Annotated in this window: 17 protein-coding genes and 1 tRNA gene; 8 read left to right on the top strand and 10 right to left on the bottom strand. The window is 57.6% G+C overall.

The window, feature by feature from the left end; genetic code table 11:
• Window positions 1-38 precede the first annotated feature (38 nt).
• A tRNA-Ser gene (locus tag LT40_RS01370) sits at window positions 39-128 on the top strand.
• A gap of 141 nt (window positions 129-269) precedes the next feature.
• Here the strand turns inward: LT40_RS01370 and LT40_RS01375 are convergent.
• A complete protein-coding gene (locus tag LT40_RS01375) occupies window positions 270-1,025 on the bottom strand; it encodes a class I SAM-dependent methyltransferase (RefSeq protein ID WP_052393178.1) in 756 nt (251 codons plus the stop codon).
• A gap of 68 nt (window positions 1,026-1,093) precedes the next feature.
• Between LT40_RS01375 and LT40_RS01380 the strand changes: the two genes are divergently transcribed.
• Both LT40_RS01380 and LT40_RS01385 read left to right on the top strand, forming a co-directional pair.
• The gene (locus LT40_RS01380; protein ID WP_158497434.1) at window positions 1,094-1,624 is read left to right on the top strand and encodes a winged helix-turn-helix transcriptional regulator; all 531 of its coding nucleotides are present in this window, start codon (window positions 1,094-1,096) and stop codon (window positions 1,622-1,624) included.
• A gap of 37 nt (window positions 1,625-1,661) precedes the next feature.
• Window positions 1,662-2,360: an SDR family NAD(P)-dependent oxidoreductase gene (locus LT40_RS01385; RefSeq protein ID WP_043185522.1), complete on the top strand. Its 699-nt coding sequence runs from the start codon at window positions 1,662-1,664 to the stop codon at window positions 2,358-2,360.
• A gap of 13 nt (window positions 2,361-2,373) precedes the next feature.
• On the opposite strand, the gene LT40_RS01390 is transcribed toward LT40_RS01385, so the two are convergent.
• From LT40_RS01390 to ycaC, 4 genes are all read right to left on the bottom strand, one after another.
• Window positions 2,374-3,339, bottom strand: a complete 966-nt coding sequence (locus tag LT40_RS01390; protein ID WP_043185526.1) for a DMT family transporter — start codon at window positions 3,337-3,339, stop codon at window positions 2,374-2,376.
• A 361-nt stretch (window positions 3,340-3,700) separates the two neighbouring features.
• Window positions 3,701-4,000 carry a HigA family addiction module antitoxin gene (locus LT40_RS01395; protein ID WP_043185531.1) on the bottom strand — a complete coding sequence of 100 codons (300 nt, stop codon included), beginning with the start codon at window positions 3,998-4,000 and terminating at the stop codon, window positions 3,701-3,703.
• An 8-nt stretch (window positions 4,001-4,008) separates the two neighbouring features.
• Entirely contained in the window at window positions 4,009-4,287 is a 279-nt protein-coding gene (locus LT40_RS21035) for a type II toxin-antitoxin system RelE/ParE family toxin (protein ID WP_084139697.1), read from the bottom strand.
• A gap of 92 nt (window positions 4,288-4,379) precedes the next feature.
• A complete protein-coding gene (gene ycaC / locus LT40_RS01400; RefSeq protein WP_043185534.1) occupies window positions 4,380-5,015 on the bottom strand; it encodes an isochorismate family cysteine hydrolase YcaC in 636 nt (211 codons plus the stop codon).
• 283 nt (window positions 5,016-5,298) lie between these two features.
• Here ycaC and LT40_RS01405 point away from each other — a divergent pair, with 283 nt between their 5' ends.
• Window positions 5,299-7,281 carry a methyl-accepting chemotaxis protein gene (locus LT40_RS01405; protein ID WP_043185537.1) on the top strand — a complete coding sequence of 661 codons (1,983 nt, stop codon included), beginning with the start codon at window positions 5,299-5,301 and terminating at the stop codon, window positions 7,279-7,281.
• A 44-nt stretch (window positions 7,282-7,325) separates the two neighbouring features.
• Here LT40_RS01405 and LT40_RS01410 read toward each other — a convergent pair whose 3' ends face one another.
• A complete protein-coding gene (locus tag LT40_RS01410; protein WP_043185541.1) occupies window positions 7,326-8,891 on the bottom strand; it encodes a sensor domain-containing diguanylate cyclase in 1,566 nt (521 codons plus the stop codon).
• Window positions 8,892-8,955: 64 nt separating this feature from the next.
• On the bottom strand, window positions 8,956-10,542 hold the full coding sequence (locus tag LT40_RS01415; protein ID WP_043185544.1) for a putative bifunctional diguanylate cyclase/phosphodiesterase: 1,587 nt from the start codon (window positions 10,540-10,542) through the stop codon (window positions 8,956-8,958).
• A 350-nt stretch (window positions 10,543-10,892) separates the two neighbouring features.
• On the opposite strand from LT40_RS01415, the gene LT40_RS21040 reads away from it, so the two are divergent.
• Genes LT40_RS21040 through LT40_RS01425 form a run of 3 tightly spaced genes read left to right on the top strand, consistent with a single transcriptional unit; the run spans window position 10,893 to window position 13,840 of the window.
• Window positions 10,893-11,327, top strand: coding sequence for a hypothetical protein (locus tag LT40_RS21040; RefSeq protein ID WP_237749276.1), 435 nt, complete (start codon window positions 10,893-10,895; stop codon window positions 11,325-11,327).
• Window positions 11,324-12,805 (top strand): ATPase domain-containing protein, encoded by a 1,482-nt coding sequence (locus tag LT40_RS01420; protein WP_043185547.1) that lies wholly within the window; start codon window positions 11,324-11,326, stop codon window positions 12,803-12,805. The genes LT40_RS21040 and LT40_RS01420 overlap by 4 nt, the downstream gene beginning before the upstream one ends.
• A gap of 9 nt (window positions 12,806-12,814) precedes the next feature.
• On the top strand, window positions 12,815-13,840 hold the full coding sequence (locus LT40_RS01425; RefSeq protein WP_148308498.1) for a sensor histidine kinase: 1,026 nt from the start codon (window positions 12,815-12,817) through the stop codon (window positions 13,838-13,840).
• A 68-nt stretch (window positions 13,841-13,908) separates the two neighbouring features.
• Here the strand turns inward: LT40_RS01425 and pobA are convergent, their stop codons facing one another.
• Entirely contained in the window at window positions 13,909-15,093 is a 1,185-nt protein-coding gene (gene pobA, locus LT40_RS01430; RefSeq protein WP_043185549.1) for a 4-hydroxybenzoate 3-monooxygenase, read from the bottom strand.
• A 156-nt stretch (window positions 15,094-15,249) separates the two neighbouring features.
• On the opposite strand from pobA, the gene LT40_RS01435 reads away from it, so the two are divergent.
• Window positions 15,250-16,119 carry a helix-turn-helix domain-containing protein gene (locus LT40_RS01435; RefSeq protein ID WP_043185550.1) on the top strand — a complete coding sequence of 290 codons (870 nt, stop codon included), beginning with the start codon at window positions 15,250-15,252 and terminating at the stop codon, window positions 16,117-16,119.
• Between the two features lie 16 nt (window positions 16,120-16,135).
• On the opposite strand, the gene LT40_RS01440 is transcribed toward LT40_RS01435, so the two are convergent.
• A complete protein-coding gene (locus LT40_RS01440; protein WP_043185552.1) occupies window positions 16,136-17,134 on the bottom strand; it encodes a M14 family metallopeptidase in 999 nt (332 codons plus the stop codon).
• 78 nt (window positions 17,135-17,212) lie between these two features.
• Complete coding sequence (locus LT40_RS01445; protein ID WP_237749277.1) at window positions 17,213-18,490, bottom strand: MFS transporter; 1,278 nt, start codon at window positions 18,488-18,490, stop codon at window positions 17,213-17,215.
• Window positions 18,491-18,687: the final 197 nt, after the last annotated feature.

The following is an 18,687-nucleotide window of genomic DNA, read 5'->3' on the forward strand; positions in this document are numbered from 1 at the left end:
AGCGCGCCTCGACAGACCGAACAGGTTTGCCGAGAAACGGTGAAGTGTCCGAGTGGCTGAAGGAGCACGCCTGGAAAGTGTGTATACAGGAAACTGTATCAAGGGTTCGAATCCCTTCTTCACCGCCATATTCGATACGTCAAAAACCCCCGGAGCGCTTAGCGTTTCGGGGGTTTTTGGTTTCCAGGGAAATGATTCAGGTCATTCCCAGGGCGAAGAACGCAGAACCAAGACCGCTACGACTGCGGCCCCGTTGAACCCACGCATCATCACTGCGGTTTGCGAAACCTCAGTGTCATTCGATCGCTCTCGCCGATAGCCTGGTATTTCTCGACCTCACCTGACATGAGCAACGGCGGGAGGGACCATATTCCCTTGGGGTGATCCTTCGTGTCCCTGGGATTGGCATTGATCTCGCTCTTGGCCTCGAGAACGAAACCGGCACGCTCTGCTAGCTCGATTACGTACGCTTGCGTCACATAGCCCGTGGTGCGCATGCTGTGCATGTCAGCATGTTCTGGAGCCCTGTGTTCCTCGACGCCTAAAACGCCCCCGGGTTTGACCGCCTTGAAGAACGCGGCGAAATACTCATGCTCCTGGCCCGCCATTATCCAGTTGTGCACGTTACGAAAGGTCATCGCCAAGTCTGCCTTCCCAGCAGGTGCCACACTGATTTCTCTCGGCGGGTTGATATGCCGAACGATCACCCTGCTGAAAGTTTCAGGTTCGTTGACCTGCCGATCCTCGAACATCTCCAGAATCACGGGCATGTACGACTCCACGCCATCGGGTGAGAAATGCGCCGCATACAGGCGGCCATTTTCGGCCAGATAGGGCGCCAGAATCTCTGTGTACCACCCTCTGCCCGGGAGTATTTCCAGCACGGTCATGTCGGGTTGCAGGCCGAAAAACTCCAGCGTTTCGAGCGGATGGCGTGCGGCATTACGGGCAATGTTGTCTGGGCTTCGGTGGCTACCAATGACCAGCGACTCAAGCGTAGTACACGGCATAGAACGTATTTCCATCTGATTTAGTTGTTTGACAGTACTAATACTAGTAGCATCAAAGGACTAAATCAAGCATGGTTCCTCCTGTGAAACTGAAATCCTTCGAGCAGTTCAACTGCTCCCTTGCGCAAACCTTGTCGGTGATCGGCGAGCACTGGACGCTGCTGATCATCAGGGATGCGTTTTTTGGTCTTACCCGTTTCGATCAGTTTTACAAGAGCCTGGGCATCTCACGCAATGTCCTGACCCTCAGATTGAAAAAGCTGGTAGAGGAGGGCGTTCTGCACAAGTCAGAGGGTCCAGGCCATCCGGAATACCGGCTTTCGGAGAAAGGATTGGCACTGCAGCCCATCCTCGTTGCCATGACGCAATGGGGTGAGCATCACATGCCACACCCCGAAGGTGAGCGAATTGTTTTCACGGATCTGCAGAACGGCAGACGCATCAGGCCCGTGTCCATTTGCGCAGATGACGGCCGCGTGCTCGGCCCCAGCGATCTGCGAACCCAGTTTGGCCCTGGGGTATGGAATGGCGAGTCTGCCCCCCGTCAACCCGACACGCTGACAGCCGTCTTGAGTGGCTTGATCGGCACAGGCAGCGACAGCTCAGAACATTGACCACACCTATTTCACGTCCCTGTAAAAGGAGCTACCCATGAGCAATTCAAACAAGCCATTGGCCCTGGTGACCGGAGTGGGTCCGGGTACAGGAGCGGCAATTGCCCGACGCTTCGCCGAGTCGGGTTATCGCGTGGCCATGTTGGCCAGAGATGCGCAGAGGCTGGCCCAGCTGGAACGCGAGATTCCCAATTCCATCGCGGTCCCTTGCGATGTGGCTAATCATGAGGACCTGGCGAGCGCGATCCAGCGGATCGGCAACCCCGAGGTGGTGATCCACAATGCCGTAGGCGGGGCTTTCGGTACATTCACCGAAGTCGATGCAGACATCTTGCAGCGTAACTTCGAGATCAACACCATGGCGCTGTTTCACCTGGCACGACTGACGACACCTGCCATGATCGAGGCAGGTAAAGGTGCTCTGATCGTCACCGGCAATACCTCTGCGCTGCGGGGCAAAGCAGCCTTCGCAGGTTTTGCGCCAACCAAGGCCGCCCAACGCATTCTGGCAGAGTCCTTGGCCAGGGACCTGGGGCCCAAGGGCATCCATGTCGCCTACCTGATCATCGACGCCGTGATCGATGTGCCTTGGCAGCGCGAGCTGCGTCCCGAAGCTGCGGATGATTTCTTTATCTCCCCGACATCAATCGCCGGTGAAGTCCATCACTTGGCACATCAACCCAGGGATGCATGGTCGTTCCTGGCGGAGGTAAGGCCCTTCCACGAGCCTTGGTAACCGTCGCTCGCCACTAGCTCGCCTTGGATGCCACGATCCGAGGCGTCTGCGCTCGTGTGACGAGCCCGATACCCGCGGACACGAGCACCAGCGCTGCCAGATTTTTCCACTCGAAAATGCTCTCGCCTAGGAACAGTGCCGACAGTGCGGCGCCGAACACCGGCACCAGAAAAGCGAACACGCTGACCCTGCCGACCGGGTTGTATTTGAGCAGCAGGCTCCACAGCGTGAACGCCACCGCTGACAACAGGGCCAGATAGGCGAGCAGTAGGGCGGATGCCGGTGTCATCTGACCCAGAGTGCCACCCGTGGCGTAGCCGCCCATGAGCAAGGCCATGCCGCCGATAGCCAGTTGCCAACCGGTCATCACCATCGCATCCATGCGGTGGGAGACGTATTTGCCATAGATGGACGCGGCCGACACTACGAACGCGGCAATCACAATGAAGCCCTCACCGTGCAGGGACGGCAAGGCATCGAGTGGGCCCGCGCCGGCGTTGACTGTCAACACACCGGCAAAGCCGAGCAGGCAGCCCACACTTTTGCGCGTGGACAGTTTGTCGTTCTGGTAGACGAAGTGTGCCAGCAGCACGCTGAAAAAGGTGGTGGTCGCATTCAGAATCGAGGCGCGGACGCCCGTCGTGAACGCCAGGCCAATGTAGAAGAACACGTATTGCAGGCCGGTTTGCATGACACCCAGCAGGGCCACCTGGCCAAACGTGTGCCGGCTCAAGCGCAAGACCGGCTTGCCCATGATGGCGGCGAGCAGCAACACGCACAGGCCGGCCAGCAAGAAACGATAGCCTGCAAAAATGAGCTTGGACGACACGTCGTGCGGGGCGATCTGGAGCATTTCATACCCGTTCTTGATCGCCGGGTAAGAGCTGCCCCACAGGGCACAGCACAGAGTGGCTAGAAGCAGTACGATTTTAGGGTCGGATAGAAACTGCGACACGTTGCGCGCGGCGGGTGCGTTCATGGGGTGACCCACGATTCGACGACGGACAAAGTGTTTTCATCGCGCAAAACACACGGGCCACTGGCGCGTTTGCGTTCAATCGGGAAGGTTTCGGGGCAGGCAGGCAGTGACGAGTCCATCTGGGCGATCTCCATGATCTTATTTTTCTGGATGTGCAGTAATACCCTCTGATAAGACATCGTACAAGTAGGTCGACGTTCGTATGCCTGATGACAGTGCGCGCAGATGTCCCGGAATAAAAAAACCAGGTCTACAGACTTGCGGCCCGAGGATCTGGTTTATGTCGGCTTTTATCGACAATCCGTATCTTGCGTAAGGTTATGCGCAAAACGCCCACACTCGGCGGGCATTGAGTTCGCGCTCAGGCAACCAGGCGATGTACCGCAGCGGCGATCTCATCTCCGTGCTCTTGCTCTGCCTTGCGTAGCTCGTACGCTGTTTGTAGGTTGAGCCAGAACTCTGGAGTTGTATCCAGGCAGATGGCCAATCGCAGAGCCATGTCAGCAGAAACGCCGCCGCGCTCAAGTAAAATGTTATTTACGGTGGGCGTGGAGACATTCAAAGCACGGGCCAAGGCAGCAGCGCTAAAGCCCATCTCGCTCTGGAAGTCCTCGCGAAGAACCTCGCCAGGATGTACCGGACGCATGCCATTCTTGAACATGATGCACCTCAGTGATAATCGACAATTTCAACGTTTTCGGGGCCGCTTTCGGTCCATGTGAAACAGACTCGCCATTGCATGTTGATACTAATGCTGTGCTGTCCCCGTCTGTCATCCTCTAGGGAGTGAAGTCGATTTCCAGGCGGTGACCGCAAGTCTCGAAGCTCGTTTGCTGCATCCAGTGCAGCCAGTTTTCGCTCTGCGACTTGCTTGATGTCGGGCCAGCGCCTGGTTCTGCCAGTGGTAAAAAGCGCTTCCGTGTCGGCACATGCAAAGCTTCGGATCATGGCTTGAATGCTTAACGTTATTCGTTAAGGTTGAGTGTACGCCCTTCACCGTTATATTCAAGTGATCGTTGGCTGCACAGGTGCGGCCCGGATCAATTCGCCTTGGAGGCGGTCAGCGCCGAGTAGCTGTTCATCAGGTTGCGGTAGTTGGGGATGCGCTGGGACAGCAGGTTGCCCAGGCCTTCAATGTCGTTGCGCCAGTCGCGGTGCAGCTCGCACGCCACCGAGAACCAGTTCATCAGCTGTGCGCCTGCCGCGCTCATGCGGGCCCAGGCGGCCTGTTGCACGGTGGTATTGAAAGTACCGGAGGCATCGGTGACCACGAATACATCGAACCCTTCCGCCAGCGCCGACAGGGTCGGGAATGCGACGCACACATCGGTGACCACGCCGGCGATGATGATCTGCTTGCGGCCGGTGGCCCTGATCGCCTTGACGAAATCTTCGTTGTCCCACGCGTTGATCTGGCCGGGGCGGGCAATGTAGGGCGCGTCGGGGAACATCTCCTTGAGCTCCGGTACCAGGGGGCCGTTGGGGCCTTGCTCGAAGCTGGTGGTGAGGATGGTGGGCAGCTCGAAGAATTTGGCCAGATCAGCCAGGGCCAACACATTGTTCTTGAACTCGTTGGGCGAGAAGTCCTGCACCAACGAAATCAGGCCGGTTTGATGATCGACCAGCAGTACGATGGCGTCGTCTTTGTTCAGGCGATTGTAGGTGGCGTTGGTCATGGGAAAATCCTTTTGAGCTGAGGGTTTGGGATTCGGTTGTCGTTCAACCGGAGCTCAGATTAATTCCTGCATGGGATGCGATAAATACGCTCGAATAGCCTTTTCCGTCTCTCTGAAGTTGACAATTGTAGTCTGCGATCAAACGTTCCAAGCGGTTTGTCGATCACTCATGGCGATCACCTTGAAATCCGCTACCTAATGGGTTTGCCACTCATGCAAAAGTGTTCCGCGCCGATACAAGTCAACAAGATTAACAATCCTCCACATCGCGGATGCACCCATCATGCTGCAGACCATTCAAGCTCGTTATACCGCTACATTCGTAGGCTTTGTTCTGCTGGTCGCCGTGTTGACTGCGGTTGGAATCAGTTACTTCATCACACCCAGCCTGACGAGCACCGATGAACGCAAACTGGTTACCGAAGCGGGCGAAATCAGTGCCGTCATCAAGGGCGAGTTGGCACGGGTGCAGGCGCAGCAGCGTGTGATCACCGAAACGGTTCCGCAACTGGACAGCGACAGTATCGACCGCCTGCTACCGAGCATGGTCAATCAGTACGCAGAGCTGAAGGTATTCGGCGGCGGGATCTGGCCCCTGCCGAACAAGCGTACCGAGGGTCGGGCCAAGCACAGTACGTTTTATCATCGCGATGCCAGCGGCAAGCTCATCGTCAATACGCACTGGAATTCGCCGGAGTCGCAGAACTACTTCGAGCAGTCCTGGTACCTGGGCGGCCTCAAGGCTCCGGCGGGGCAGTGCAACTGGGCCGCAGCGTATCAAGACGACGCCAGCCCCGAGCCGCGCACCAACTGCGCCATGGCCATCACCAAGGATGGCGCCGCCTATGGCGTGGCCACCATCGATGTGACCCTGGGTTTCTTCAATGACCTGATTGCCCAGAAAGAGCGCGAGATCAACGCCGAGTTGATGATCGTCGAAAGCGACGGCAAGGTGCTGAGCAACCAACCGGAAATTCCAGGCAACAACGTACTCAAGAATCTCAGCGATCTGGCCGGCCAGTATCCCTTCGCTGCCGCATTGCAGGGTTTGCTGAAAACCCCCGGTGGCATGCGCTCGACGTTCATCGGCAGCAGTGGCAAGGAGTACACCCTGTTCCTTCTGCCCGTGGAAGGCACGCCATGGAAGATGGCGGTAGCGCAGCCCACCGAGGTGCTGACGGCGCAGAGCAGCCATGTGCTCAAGACCTTGGCGATGCTGCAGATCCCGATGGTGATCATCATGCTGCTGGTGATCGTCTTTGCCCTCAGGCAGCTGATGAATCGCTTGGCAGTGCTCAAGAGCAACATCGATACGTTGTCGGCCGGTGATGCCGACCTGACCAAGCGCATCGTGATCCGCGCCGAAGACGAAGTGGGCGCGGTAGGCCATTCCATCAACCGCTTCATCGTTTACCTGCAGAAGATGATCAGTGAAGTGTCGGACTCCTCTTCGCTGATCGCCGAGGGTATCGAGCAGTTGCGCGGACAATCCCGTGGCACCAACAGCATTCTCACGCGCCATGCGAGTGAAACCGATCAAGCGGTGACAGCGATCACCGAGATGAGCTCTACCGCTGATGACGTCGCCCGCAATGCGGCGCAAACGGCGAGCATGACCCAGGTGGCGAGTGAGAAGGCGCGGCATTCCAAAGTGGTGGTCGAAGACGCTTCAAGCAGTGTCCGCGAACTGATTTCAGAAGTTGAACTGGCAACCAGCAAGGTCCGGGCAATGGAACACGATGCCCAGCGCATCAACTCCGTGCTCGGCGTGATCGGTGATATTGCCGGGCAGACCAATCTACTGGCGCTCAACGCTGCAATCGAAGCGGCGCGTGCAGGCGAGCAAGGCCGTGGCTTTGCGGTGGTGGCCGATGAAGTCAGGGCACTGGCCGGACGTACCCAGACCAGTACCTCGGAAATCAATGAAATGCTGACGCGCCTGCAGCAGGGCGTGAGTGCGGCAGTCGTGGCGATGGAGAATACCAAGGAACGTTGCCAGGCCACGGTCGACAAGACCTCCAGGGTGAACGAAGGCCTGGATGGCATGACCGAGTCGGTGGTGCGCATCAACGATTTGAGCACCCAGATCGCCACTGCGGCTGAAGAGCAAAGTGCAGTCAGCGAAGAGATCAACCGCAACATGGTCGCGGTGCGGCAAATAGTCGACGAGCTGGTTGCCGGTGGTGCTCAGAGTGAGAAAAGTACATCGGCGCTCGCGACGTCCAACGACAATCTGATAGCGGTCGTGAGACGTTTCAAGGTGTGAAGGGCAGAGCTGTTGCCATCGGCGGCACGCCCGTCGGCAATGAGCTAAGGCACCAGGCAGGTGGCGTATGCGTTGCCTGCCTGGGCACTGAGCAGCTCGTTCGCTTCGACGCGGTTCCGGCCTCGGTTCTTGGCACGGTAAAGAAGACGATCCGCTTCTTTCAGAGCGGCGGTGTAGGCGTCTTGTTTCGGTGCATTGATCGCCACCACGCCCAAGCTGACCGTGACATTGCCCAGCGGACTGGCTGAATGCTCTATGCAGGCATCGACGATCGACTGCCTGACCTTTTCGGCCACGCTCAGCGCGCCGGCGAAATCCGTTTCAGGCAACAGAATCACAAACTCTTCACCGCCATAGCGCGCCGCAAGGTCACCCGCCCGATGCACGGCGGCGCCGATCAGGCCGGCCACCTGCACAAGGCAGTCATCGCCGCGGATGTGCCCGTATTGATCGTTGTACTGCTTGAACCAATCGATGTCCAACAAGATGATCGCAAGCGTCGAGCGATTCCGACTGGCGCGTCCCCATTCCTGTTGCACGGCAACGTCGAAGCGGCGTCGATTCGCCAGCTGCGTCAAGCTGTCAGTCTGCGCGATGATCTCCAGCGCATCCTGGGCGTTCTGCAATTCGCTTTCCGCCGTGATCAGTTGCTGGATCTGCTTGTACAACAAGACGCTCAACGCTATCAGCGCCAGGCAGATCAAGCCAAGCAAGCCCATCGACCGATAGGCGTAGGCCCACCACGGAGCGAGTACGTGTTGGGAAGACACACCGGCCGCTGCGACCATCGGCAGGCCGGCGACGCGTCGGTAGGCATAGATTCTTTCCACCGAATCCACCACGGACCTGGTCACGGCGATGCCGCTGTCGCTCTGGGGAAGATAGTGCGAAAAGATCTCGCCTTTGGCGAGATTGGTGGTCATCAACGCGGTCAAGCTGGGACGTCGAGCCAGCAGATCACCGTTGTTCAGCGCCAGGAAAATTACGCCTTGATCGTCCACGTCCATGCGTTCGAAGAAGGTTTGAAAGTAGGCGACAGGCACAGTGGCCAACACCACGCCGGCAAACGTGCCGTCGGCATTGTTGATGCGTCGGCTGATGGGGATGACCATATCCCCTGTGAGGCGACTTTTCACGATGGAGCCGATATGAATGGATCGGTCGACGTTGTCACGGTGATAGATGAAATAAGGGCGGTCGCCGTTGTTGTTCGTCCGCAGCCCTTGCGAGAAGGAATTGACTACCCAGTTGCCTTGGGCGTCGAAGATGAACAGCCCCTGGATCGCTTCGACATTCGTCACGTTTTGCGCCATCAGCGTTGCCAACCGAATGCGCTCGCCTGCGGCAAGACCGTCGTGCTCAACGCGCTCCACAAGGTCACGCAAGGTATTGTCAGCCTGCCGGACGGTATCCTGCGCTTGCTGTTCCGCGGCACGAACGATGTTGGACACCGCCACTTTCGCAGTCGCCAGCCGTTCCTCCCTGGACAAGCTCATCTGCCAGGCAGTAGCCAGAATCAACGATAGGCAGACCAGCGCAATAAAGCCCATCAAGGCTTTTTTCAGCGACGACGGCGAAAGTCTGGCTGGAGTGAAGTGACGTAGTTTCATAAAGGCGTCATAGGATTGTCGGCAAAACTGACAGATGCAGTTTTCGTACCGACCCCCGGGCCAGTTACGCTCTAAGTGGGCCGTTAACGCCATCCGCCCCTATCAATGCCGTGATCTGTGCAACGGGTAGGGCTCGTCCGAACAGATAGCCTTGGGCGAAATCGCACTCATGTTTGACCAGCCACTCAGCCAGTTGCTCATGCTCCACGCCTTCGGCTGTGATCTGCATGTGCAAACTTTTGCCCAGGGCCAGGACGGCTTTGACCATGTCGCTTTGGTTCTTCAGGGAAGTGTCGAAGAAGGACCTGTCGATCTTGATTTTATCGATGGCCAACTGAGTAAGGTGGTACAGGCCCGAATAACCCGTGCCGAAATCGTCCAGAGCGACACCTACACCCATCTCACGCAGCCGTTCGAGGTTCATTCGGGCACTTCCCATATTGGCGATGAGTGCATTCTCGGTGACTTCGACTTCCAGCTGAGCCAACGGAAAGTTGCCTTGCCGCGTGATCTGCTCCAGCCATTGCGGAAACTCGCTGCTTTCGATCATCGAGGACGTCACGTTAATCGCCAAGGTCAAGGCGCGTGGCCATTCTCGCGCTTGCGCAAAGGCTTGAATCAAAAGGCTCTCGGTCAATGGTTTGATCAAACCGAGCTCTTCGGTCAGCGGTATGAAATCCTGCGGCATGATGATGCCGCGTTCAGGGTGTATCCACCGAGCCAGGAGTTCGAACCCCGCCAGGCGTTGATCGGGCAGGCTGACAATGGGCTGGTAGAATGGCTGGATCTGTTGCTTCTCTATGGCTTGGCGCAGCTCTTGCTCGAATCGCATCTGCTCGCGTTGCGCTTCTTCGAAGCTGGCTTCATAGAAGTGGAACACAGCGCGGCCGCTTTTCTTTCCTCGGTACATCGCTCCGTCGGCTCTCTGCAGCAACGTCTCGGCGGCCGTACCGTCCTGCGGTGAAACAGCGATACCCAACGTCGCGCCCAAGGCCAAGCCTGGCAGCTCGGTGATTCCACTAGCGATCTTGGCAAGAATATTTTCTGCCAGCGTCGCCAGCTCGTGGCGGGAAAAATTACCCGTCACCGCCAGGGCGAATTCATCCCCTCCCAATCGTGCTACAGCTGCGTGCCAGCCACTGGTGACTTCACGCAGGCAATCGGCGACTGCACAGATGGCACTGTCACCCGCAGCATGACCATAGGTGTCATTGATGACTTTGAACCTGTCCAGGTCTATGAGAAACACTGCCGTTTCCTTGCCAGGCTGCTCCAGCCGTCCCGCGAGTTGCTCGTGAAAGACGCGACGGTTCAGGAGGCCCGAAAGCGGGTCGTGGCGAGCCAGCGAATCACTGTAGGCCTGGGCCTGCACCAGGTTGTTGTAGCTCAAGTGCAGGCGGGCAATCAGGCGCTTGAGGAGAACGAAGGGCATGACCATCGCGAACACGGCAAACCCGGTTGAAGTCAGAACGAAGCGCCAGCGCTCGCTGGTTTCGAAATCCCCGTCGTAGGGCAGGTTGAGGACCCACATGACAGTGGCTTCAAGCTTGAACTCCCATGCCACTGCCAGGAAGAAAATGGACAGCAGGTAGAAAGCGAGCAGGGCGTAGAGGTTGCTCCGCTCAAGATGCGGCGTGGGGATGACTGACATGGGTGCGCTCGTAGGGCAGGGTGGCCATGTGAGGTTATCGGTCATTCAAAGCAAGTCTTGACCCGATTTCGACCGATCTGTTGCCGGGCTGCACTCACAGCTCATCTGGCAACACACCTTGGTTTGCGGCATGCACATACCTACGGGCTTGAAAGACGAACGTTGTAAAAGCCTCTTCTTGCGGAAACCTCATGTAATAAACGTTAAGGCGCAGACGTCTCTTCCCGCTCATTGTTGTACAACAATAGGCAGATTCGTATACATGAAAGTGTAGCCTGTATAAGAACTTAATTCTGCCGGGGAGCTTTGAAAGGTGTACCCTCAGTTCACATTTATCAGAATTTACCCTCATGTCACCTGAAAGCGGAGCGAGCCAAAAAATCGCAGCAGCCCTGGCGTATCGGGTAGGTAGCCTCGTTGACCGCTCTCAAGTCGCTAGTGCGATTATCTCCATGTTCGAAGATATAAATGCCGCCCTTACGCCCATCATCGGACCCAAAGGCGTTGCTGCCTTATATCGGCGAAGTCTGTTTCTTTGCATGTCAACACATCCGATATATGCAGATAGATATAAAGGGCTCGCGGTAGCCATGAATTTGACTGAATTTCGCTCCATTTTAAGCGAGCAGGAAAAAACCGATGCAGTCTGTTTTAGCGAGCAATTGCTGAAAACATTCTATGAGCTCCTCGCCACCCTGATCGGACGATCACTCGCTGCACGATTGCTACTGGACGTGTGGGGAAACTTTCTTAGCGGCTCAGTTTCGCAGGACACACCACAATGAGTACCAAAGTAACCATCAACCGCCTGAAGACCGGCGTGCCAGGCTTTGATGAAATCCTCGGAGGGGGGCTGCCCGAGTTTTCGTTCAACTTGATCGCGGGTCCACCCGGATGCGGGAAAACCACACTTGCCCATCAAATGATGTTTGCCTTGGCAACGCCTGAACGTCCGGCCATTTTCTTCACGGTGCTGGGTGAGCCACCGCTCAAAATGTTGCGCTATCAGCAACAGTTCGACTTCTTTGACGAAAGCGCCGTCAATACTTCGATTCGCTACGTGAACCTTGCAGACGATACGCTGGCCGGGGATCTGGACGAAGTGCTTCGGCGCATTGTCAGCGAAGTGGAAACCCATGCGCCCGCGTTGGTGTTCGTGGACTCGTTCCGATCCGTGGTGTTGGCCAGCGAAACTGAATGCAACCCCAACAATAACTTGCCGCAGTTCGTGCAACAGCTGGGCATGTTGATGACCACCTGGCAGGCAACGACATTCCTTCTGGGCGAGTACTTCAACGAGCTCGACAGCAACCCCATCTTTACCGTTGCAGACGGATTGATCTGGCTTCGACAAAGCGTGCAGCGCAACTCGATGGTGCGCAAGATGGAAATCATGAAGATGCGCGGGCAACCGACGCTGCCGGGGTTGCATACCTTCCGGATCGCGGAAAGCGGCGTCACTGTATTTCCGCCTGCGTCCGTGGGCACTCAGCAAAGTGATGAGCTGTTTCACGGTGCGCCCTCGCAACGGTTGAGCATGGGCGTGACCCACTTGGACGACATGCTCGGGGGAGGGCTCCCGCAGGGATATTCGCTGTTGATTGCAGGGCCTTCGGGCTCAGGAAAGAGTCTGCTGGCCGCCGCGTTTCTCGAGGAAGGCGCGCGGTGTGGCGAGAAGGGCGTGATAGCCGTTTTCGAACAAAGGCCAAACCACTTGCGCAGCCTGGAGCTGACCCGATTGATCAAAAACGATCAGGTGGGTGTGGTCGACAGGCGTGTGCCGGATCTGTCCATCGACGAAATCGTGCAGCAGTTGTTCAGCGAGATCCAGAGACTGGGCGCGACCCGCGTCGTGATCGACTCGTTGTCAGGTTTCGAGCTGGCGGTTGCACCCGCGTTTCGCGAGGATTTTCGGGAGTCCTTGTCCCGCATGGTGAGTGCTCTCACCGGAACGGGAGTGACCGTGCTCATGACGTCCGAGCTGGAAGACCGTTACAACGATCTGCGCTTCAGCCCTTACGGAACGGCGTTTCTAACCGATGCGATCATTGTGCAACGTTATATAGAAGTCGACAGTCGCCTGCAGCGCATCATGGCGGTCGTCAAAGTACGGGCAAGCGCGCATTCCGATGAGCTACGGATGTATCGCATCGATGATAACGGCGTGCAAATTGGCGGCAGGGTTCAAGGTCAGGAGGGACTGCTCGGTGGTCGACCGACTCGGCGTTATTCGATGTCACATTCTGGAGAAGATATCTCATGAGAGGCCTTGGTGAATGACTCGAATGACACAAACGAGCGTGACGACAAGGAGGATGCTCACAGGCTGACTCCGACGGACCACAAGAAAAAGCGCCATGTTCTTGCCCACTTGGCCGCCCTGCAACGAGAGCTGCTCGAGGCTGAAACGGCGGCGGGCAATGGCGTACACATACAGCTGCTGGTCGAAGCCAATCAACGGCTCATACGCGCCGCTTTGGTTACGCCCGATCTTCCGTCGGAATTCGAACCGATGACGCTCCGAAGCTTGCATCAAGAGATGCAGGAAGCCAACGAGCACCTGGTACTCGCTGCGCTGCGCGCGCAAAAGCTCCAGGCCGATGCCGAAAAATCACTGTCGCAACAGAAGAATGCGCTGGCTTCGGTGGTCCACGAAATGCGCAACCCGCTGACGCCGATCACTTTGCTCGCCCAGCGCATGCGCCAGACACCCAGTGACAATGTTCCGCAGATGTGTACGCTGATTGAAGGTCAGGTCAAGCATCTTTCGCGGATGATTGAAGACTTGCTGGACATCTCCCGTGTGAGTACGGGCAAGTTGAGTTTGAATCGCACACCAGTAGATATCGTTTCCGTCCTCGCGGATGCAGTAGCCAATTGCGCATCTTTGGTGTCGTCGAAAAAGTTGGAATTTGAAGTTTCGATTCCGCCGGGTGTGGTCATGGTAAGCGGTGACAAGGTTCGCATCATGCAGATCTTCACCAATATCATAACCAACGCCGCGAAATACACGCCCCGAAACGGCACGGTGACACTGAGCTGCATCGAGGCTGAAAAGTATCTCAGCGTCATTATCTCGGACAATGGCATCGGCATACCTGCAAGCATACTTCCGCGCATATTCGATCCTTACGTCCAGGACGTCGAAGCCATCGGTTTCGATGGCTCGGGCTTGGGCATCGGGCTCACCGTAGTCAGGGAACTGGTGGATGCACACGGCGCCAGTATCGTTGCGCACAGTGAGGGTGCCGGGTTGGGTAGCCAGTTCACGGTTACATTCCCCGTAATCGAGGGATAAAGCCTTTCAGCTATCTGCGTGTGCACCAGGCGCAGCCAGCTTGTTATGTCCGAGATCGGATCAGCCCATCATTCGATTTCTTCATACGGCAATCCGACGTAGTTCTCGGCAATGGTCTGGCGCCCGGCGGCCGAGCCTACGAAATAGTCGAGCTCGGTTTGCTGGATGCGCTGACCGAAGGCATCGGTGTCGGGAAAGCGATGCAGCAACGAAGTCATCCACCAGGAAAAGCGCTCGGCCTTCCAGACCCGGCGCAGGCAGATCTGCGAGTACTGCTCCAGCAGATCGGTACGCCCTTCGCCATAGACCTTGAGCAGAATGCGATACAGGGTACTGACGTCACTGGCTGCAAGGTTCAAGCCCTTGGCGCCAGTAGGGGGGACGATATGGGCAGCATCCCCCAGCAGGAACAGACGACCGTATTGCATCGGTTCGACCACGAAGCTGCGCAACGGCGCGATGCTCTTTTCGATGGACGGGCCGGTCACCAGTCGCTGCGCGATGTGCGGCGGCAGGCGAAGCTTGAGCTCGTCCCAGAAACGCGCGTCCGACCAGTCCTCGACCTTTTCTTCTGCGCCCACTTGCACGTAATAACGCGTGCGGGTGGCTGAGCGCATGCTGCACAGGGCGAAGCCACGCTCATGGTTGGCGTAGATCAGCTCGTGATTGACCGGCGGGGTATCGGCGAGAATGCCCAGCCACCCGAAGGGGTAAACCCGCTCGAAAATCTTCAGCGCTTCGGGCGGAATCGCTTGTCGTGAAACGCCATGGAAGCCATCGCAGCCGGCGATGTAATCGCAATCCAGGCGAACCGTCTCGCCGTCGCGCTGGAAGGTCACATAAGGGCTGTCGCTCTTCATGTCATGGGGCTGAACGTCGTCGGCATCGTAGACCGTCAACGCACCCACTGCCGCACGGGCTTCCATCAAATCACGGGTGACTTCGGTCTGCCCGTAGACCATCACCGTTTTTCCACCCGTCAGCGCTTTGAGGTCGATGCGTTCACAGCGTCCGTCGAACGCCAGTTCGAACCCATCGTGGACCAGGCCGTGGGCATCCATACGCGCACCCACCCCGGCTTCGCGCAGCAGATCGACCATGCCTTGCTCCAGCACACCGGCACGAATTCGGGAGAGGATGTAGTCGGGGTTCTTGCGTTCGACGATGACGTTGTCGATGCCCGCGCGATGCAACAGTTGGCCGAGCAACAGGCCGGACGGGCCGCAGCCGATGATAGCGACTTGGGTTTTCATGAGATCAGTCCTCAGGTATGCGACTGCGGCCATGAAGCCGTGCAGTGCATTTTTATTGTTGTCTCCTGTATTTTTGATGACTGAACTCGAGATAAGAAGGCAATATCCGGCGTATTCCATGGACTTTCGGTGGATCGTTACCGGGGAGTGGCAAAGATGTCCAAAGCGCTCGCAATACCCGTTCCAGTGTTCAAGCTCTACGGGGAGACCGGCGCCTGGCCGACCCCCGACCTGATTCACTGCGAGTCGATCCCCGAGCGCAGCCAGCTGCACGGCTGGGAAATCAAACCTCATCGGCACAGCGACCTGGTTCAGCTGCTGTACGTGCAAGCGGGGCAGGCGAGCTTGAAAGTCGAGGACGTGGTCAACCACGTCGATTCTTCCTCGCTGCAGGTCGTTCCTGCGCTCAGCGTGCACACCTTTACGTTTTCGGAAGATGTCCAAGGCTACGTGCTCAGCCTCGCGCAACCCTTGGCCGAGCAACTGGGCGACTTGCTCAACAGCCCGGTGCTGACCACGGCGGCGTGTTATTCGATCGGGACCGAGCGCCCCTATCTGGACACGCTGTTTTCAACCCTTGCTCGGGAATACAACCAGCAGCAATCCGGTCGCGATGCAATGCTGCAATCATTGATCACGGTACTGTCGGTGTGGCTCAGTCGCCAGAAACAGGCATCTTTGCTGGCGCGCACCGAGCAGCCCGACCGTGGTCGCGAGTACGTGCAGGCGTTCACCCGGACCCTGGAATCGCGCTTTCGCGAGCACCTGCCCATCGAACACTACGCCGCGACGTTGGGGATCAGCACCGCGCACCTGAACGCCCTGTGCCGACGACTCTCCGGGCACTCCGCGTTGCAGATGATCAATCAGCGGTTGCTGCTCGAAGCCAAGCGCGACCTGGTCTACACCACCATGACCATCGGCCAGGTGTCCGACACGCTCGGGTTTTCCGATCCGGCGTACTTTTCGCGGTTTTTCAAGCGGGGCACAGGGCAGTCACCGAAGCAGTTTCGGGTGCAGCGGTAACAGCGCCGTGCTCCGCTCATTCAGGCACGTCTTGCGCATTGACGACCTTGGCCAATCGCACCACGGTCACGCCCGGGCCCAAGTGACGCAACGAGGGTTGAACCAGCACGCAGTTGTCGTAAGGCGTGACAATGGCCCGATCGCCGTCTGTCGCGATCACCGTGCCTGCTCTTTCGATCAACTCAAGGCCACGAAAATCGTCGCTGAAGCTGAAGTCCATGGTACTGGCTACCACGGCGTTGGTGACCTGCAAAAACCGCTGCTGTGTTGGCTGTAGAGGCGTCAGGAACGTGGCGACGTCGGTTTCCTCGACGGCGCCGGTGACCATCAAGAAGCGCGCGGCGATATCGCGCGCCACACGTTCGCTGCGCCGGGAAAAATGCTGGCCGGTTTCAATGAGCAACGCGTTTTTATGCGGCGTGGCATCACCGAAGCCTTGGTAATCGCGCATGCGCTTGCCGTTGGGGTGGCCGCCGTCGACGATGACCACCTCGGGCACGCCCAGCGCAGCGGCGAATTCCAGCCCTTTGCGACGCGCGCCGCTCATCATCACCGGCGGCGCTTCTTCGTGCATCGAATGGATGTCCAACAGAAGATCGACGCTGTCGATCACCGGCCGCAACGCGCGCGCCCGGTTCAGTTCGATGGATTCCTCGGCGCCCTCGAGCCGTTCGACCTGCCACACCCGGTTCATGTCTTCTTCGACATAGCGGGTGGCATCGATGTCCTGGGGATCGAAGCGTTCATAGGCTTCGACGTTACCGAACGCCAGCGTCAGACGGCCCTGGCGTGGTTTTATTCCTGCTTGCAACAGGGCATCCACGGTAATTGCACCACTGACTTCGTTGCCATGCGTCAGGGCCATGATCATTACATGGGGGCCTGGCTGGCCGCTGTCGAAAGTGTGCACATAGTCGATGCCATGGGTACCGGCCTGCCAGCGACTGATATCGGGGAATTCAACTTCCACTGGATAGGGCTGCAGCGTGGCACGGACTTGATCTAGGGTCTTCATGGAAATCTCCAACGATAAAACATTACTTGGCTGGCCTATGGGATGGCTGGCGTATTTTTATATCGGGTCAAGTGCGGTTCACTGTGCCGGGGCACGGCGCATGCGACGACCCAGGACGATAACTGCGACGACACTGATCAGCGCCGTACTGGTCACATAAAAGCTGGGCGCCAGTTTGCTGCCCGTGATTTCAATCAGCCAGGTCACGATCAAAGGCGCAAAGCCGCCGAACAAAGTGACCGAAAAGTTGTAACTGAGCGCCAGACCGGTACCGCGAATACGCGTGGGGAAAATGTCCGCCAGCATGGCCGGAATAGGTCCAAGGCATGCGGCAATCAAGATCCCTACGATGGCTTGCACCCACAGCAAGGTGGTGACCGTGGGGTAGGCATTGAGCAGGACGAACAGGGGGTAGGAGGAAAGGCCGGTGATCAACAGCGCAAGGCTCAGGACTCGAAAGCGTCCATAGGTGTCCGACAGCGTGCCGAACACAGGCGCCATCAACATCAGGGTCAGGCCTGTTACCAGTGCGCCCATGTAGGACGAAGTCGCGGTGATGTGCAGTTGCTTCAGCGCGTACGTCGGCATGTAGAGCTTATGGACGTAGTTGAATGCAGTGGCGCCGGCGACTACACCAATTGCCAGGATCAAACTGACACGACCGGTGACCAGCACATCGCGCAAGGGCGTTCGCTTGGGGGTATCGGCGGCCACTTTCTGAAAATCCGGTGTCTCGTCGATTTGGCTGCGGATATAAAAGCCTACAGGACCAATGAGCAGCCCAACGCCAAAGGCGACTCTCCAGCCCCAGTCACTGAGTTGCACGTCCGTGAGCACGTAACTTAGCAATGCGCTGACGCCAGCGGCCAGAACGGTCGCCAGTCCTTGGGTCGATAACTGCCAGCTGGCAAAGAAACCGCGGCGTTTGGCTTCGGCGTGTTCCACCATGAACGCCGTCGCTGCGCCGAACTCGCCGCCCGTTGAAAATCCCTGGAGCATCCTCGCAACGATGATGATCAGCGGTGCGGCCACGCCTATCTGCTGATAAGACGGCGTGAAGGTGATCATTGCCGTGCCTACCATCATGATCAGGATAGACATCGTCAGCGAAGCCTTGCGTCCGGCCCGGTCAGCGTAGGAACCCAACACCATCGCGCCCAGCGGACGCATCAAAAACGAGATGCCGAACGAACCCACGCTCAGTAGTAATGAAGTGGTTTCGTTGTCGGAAGGGAAAAAGAGTTTGCCGATGACCACGGCAAAGTAGCCGTAGATGAGCAGGTCGTAGAACTCCAGAGCATTGCCGATACTGGCGGCGATGATTTCCTTCCAGGGGCCGCGCTTGGGCTTGGCCAATGGAACATGGGTTGCGGTCGATTGAGTGGTCATCAGTGGATCCCGGCTTTTAGTGCCCCTGCGCTTGTCGCTGATAATGACAATGCACTGGCGGCGTTTTTATAGACGGGCCGAATTACCTGAGCGCCTCGGTCCGCTTACCCAGGCCTTAACTTGATTCATCCACAAAATCGGTACAATTGCTCATTGGGCACAGG

The sequence above is a fragment of the Pseudomonas rhizosphaerae genome (assembly GCF_000761155.1).
Lineage (GTDB): Bacteria > Pseudomonadota > Gammaproteobacteria > Pseudomonadales > Pseudomonadaceae > Aquipseudomonas > Aquipseudomonas rhizosphaerae.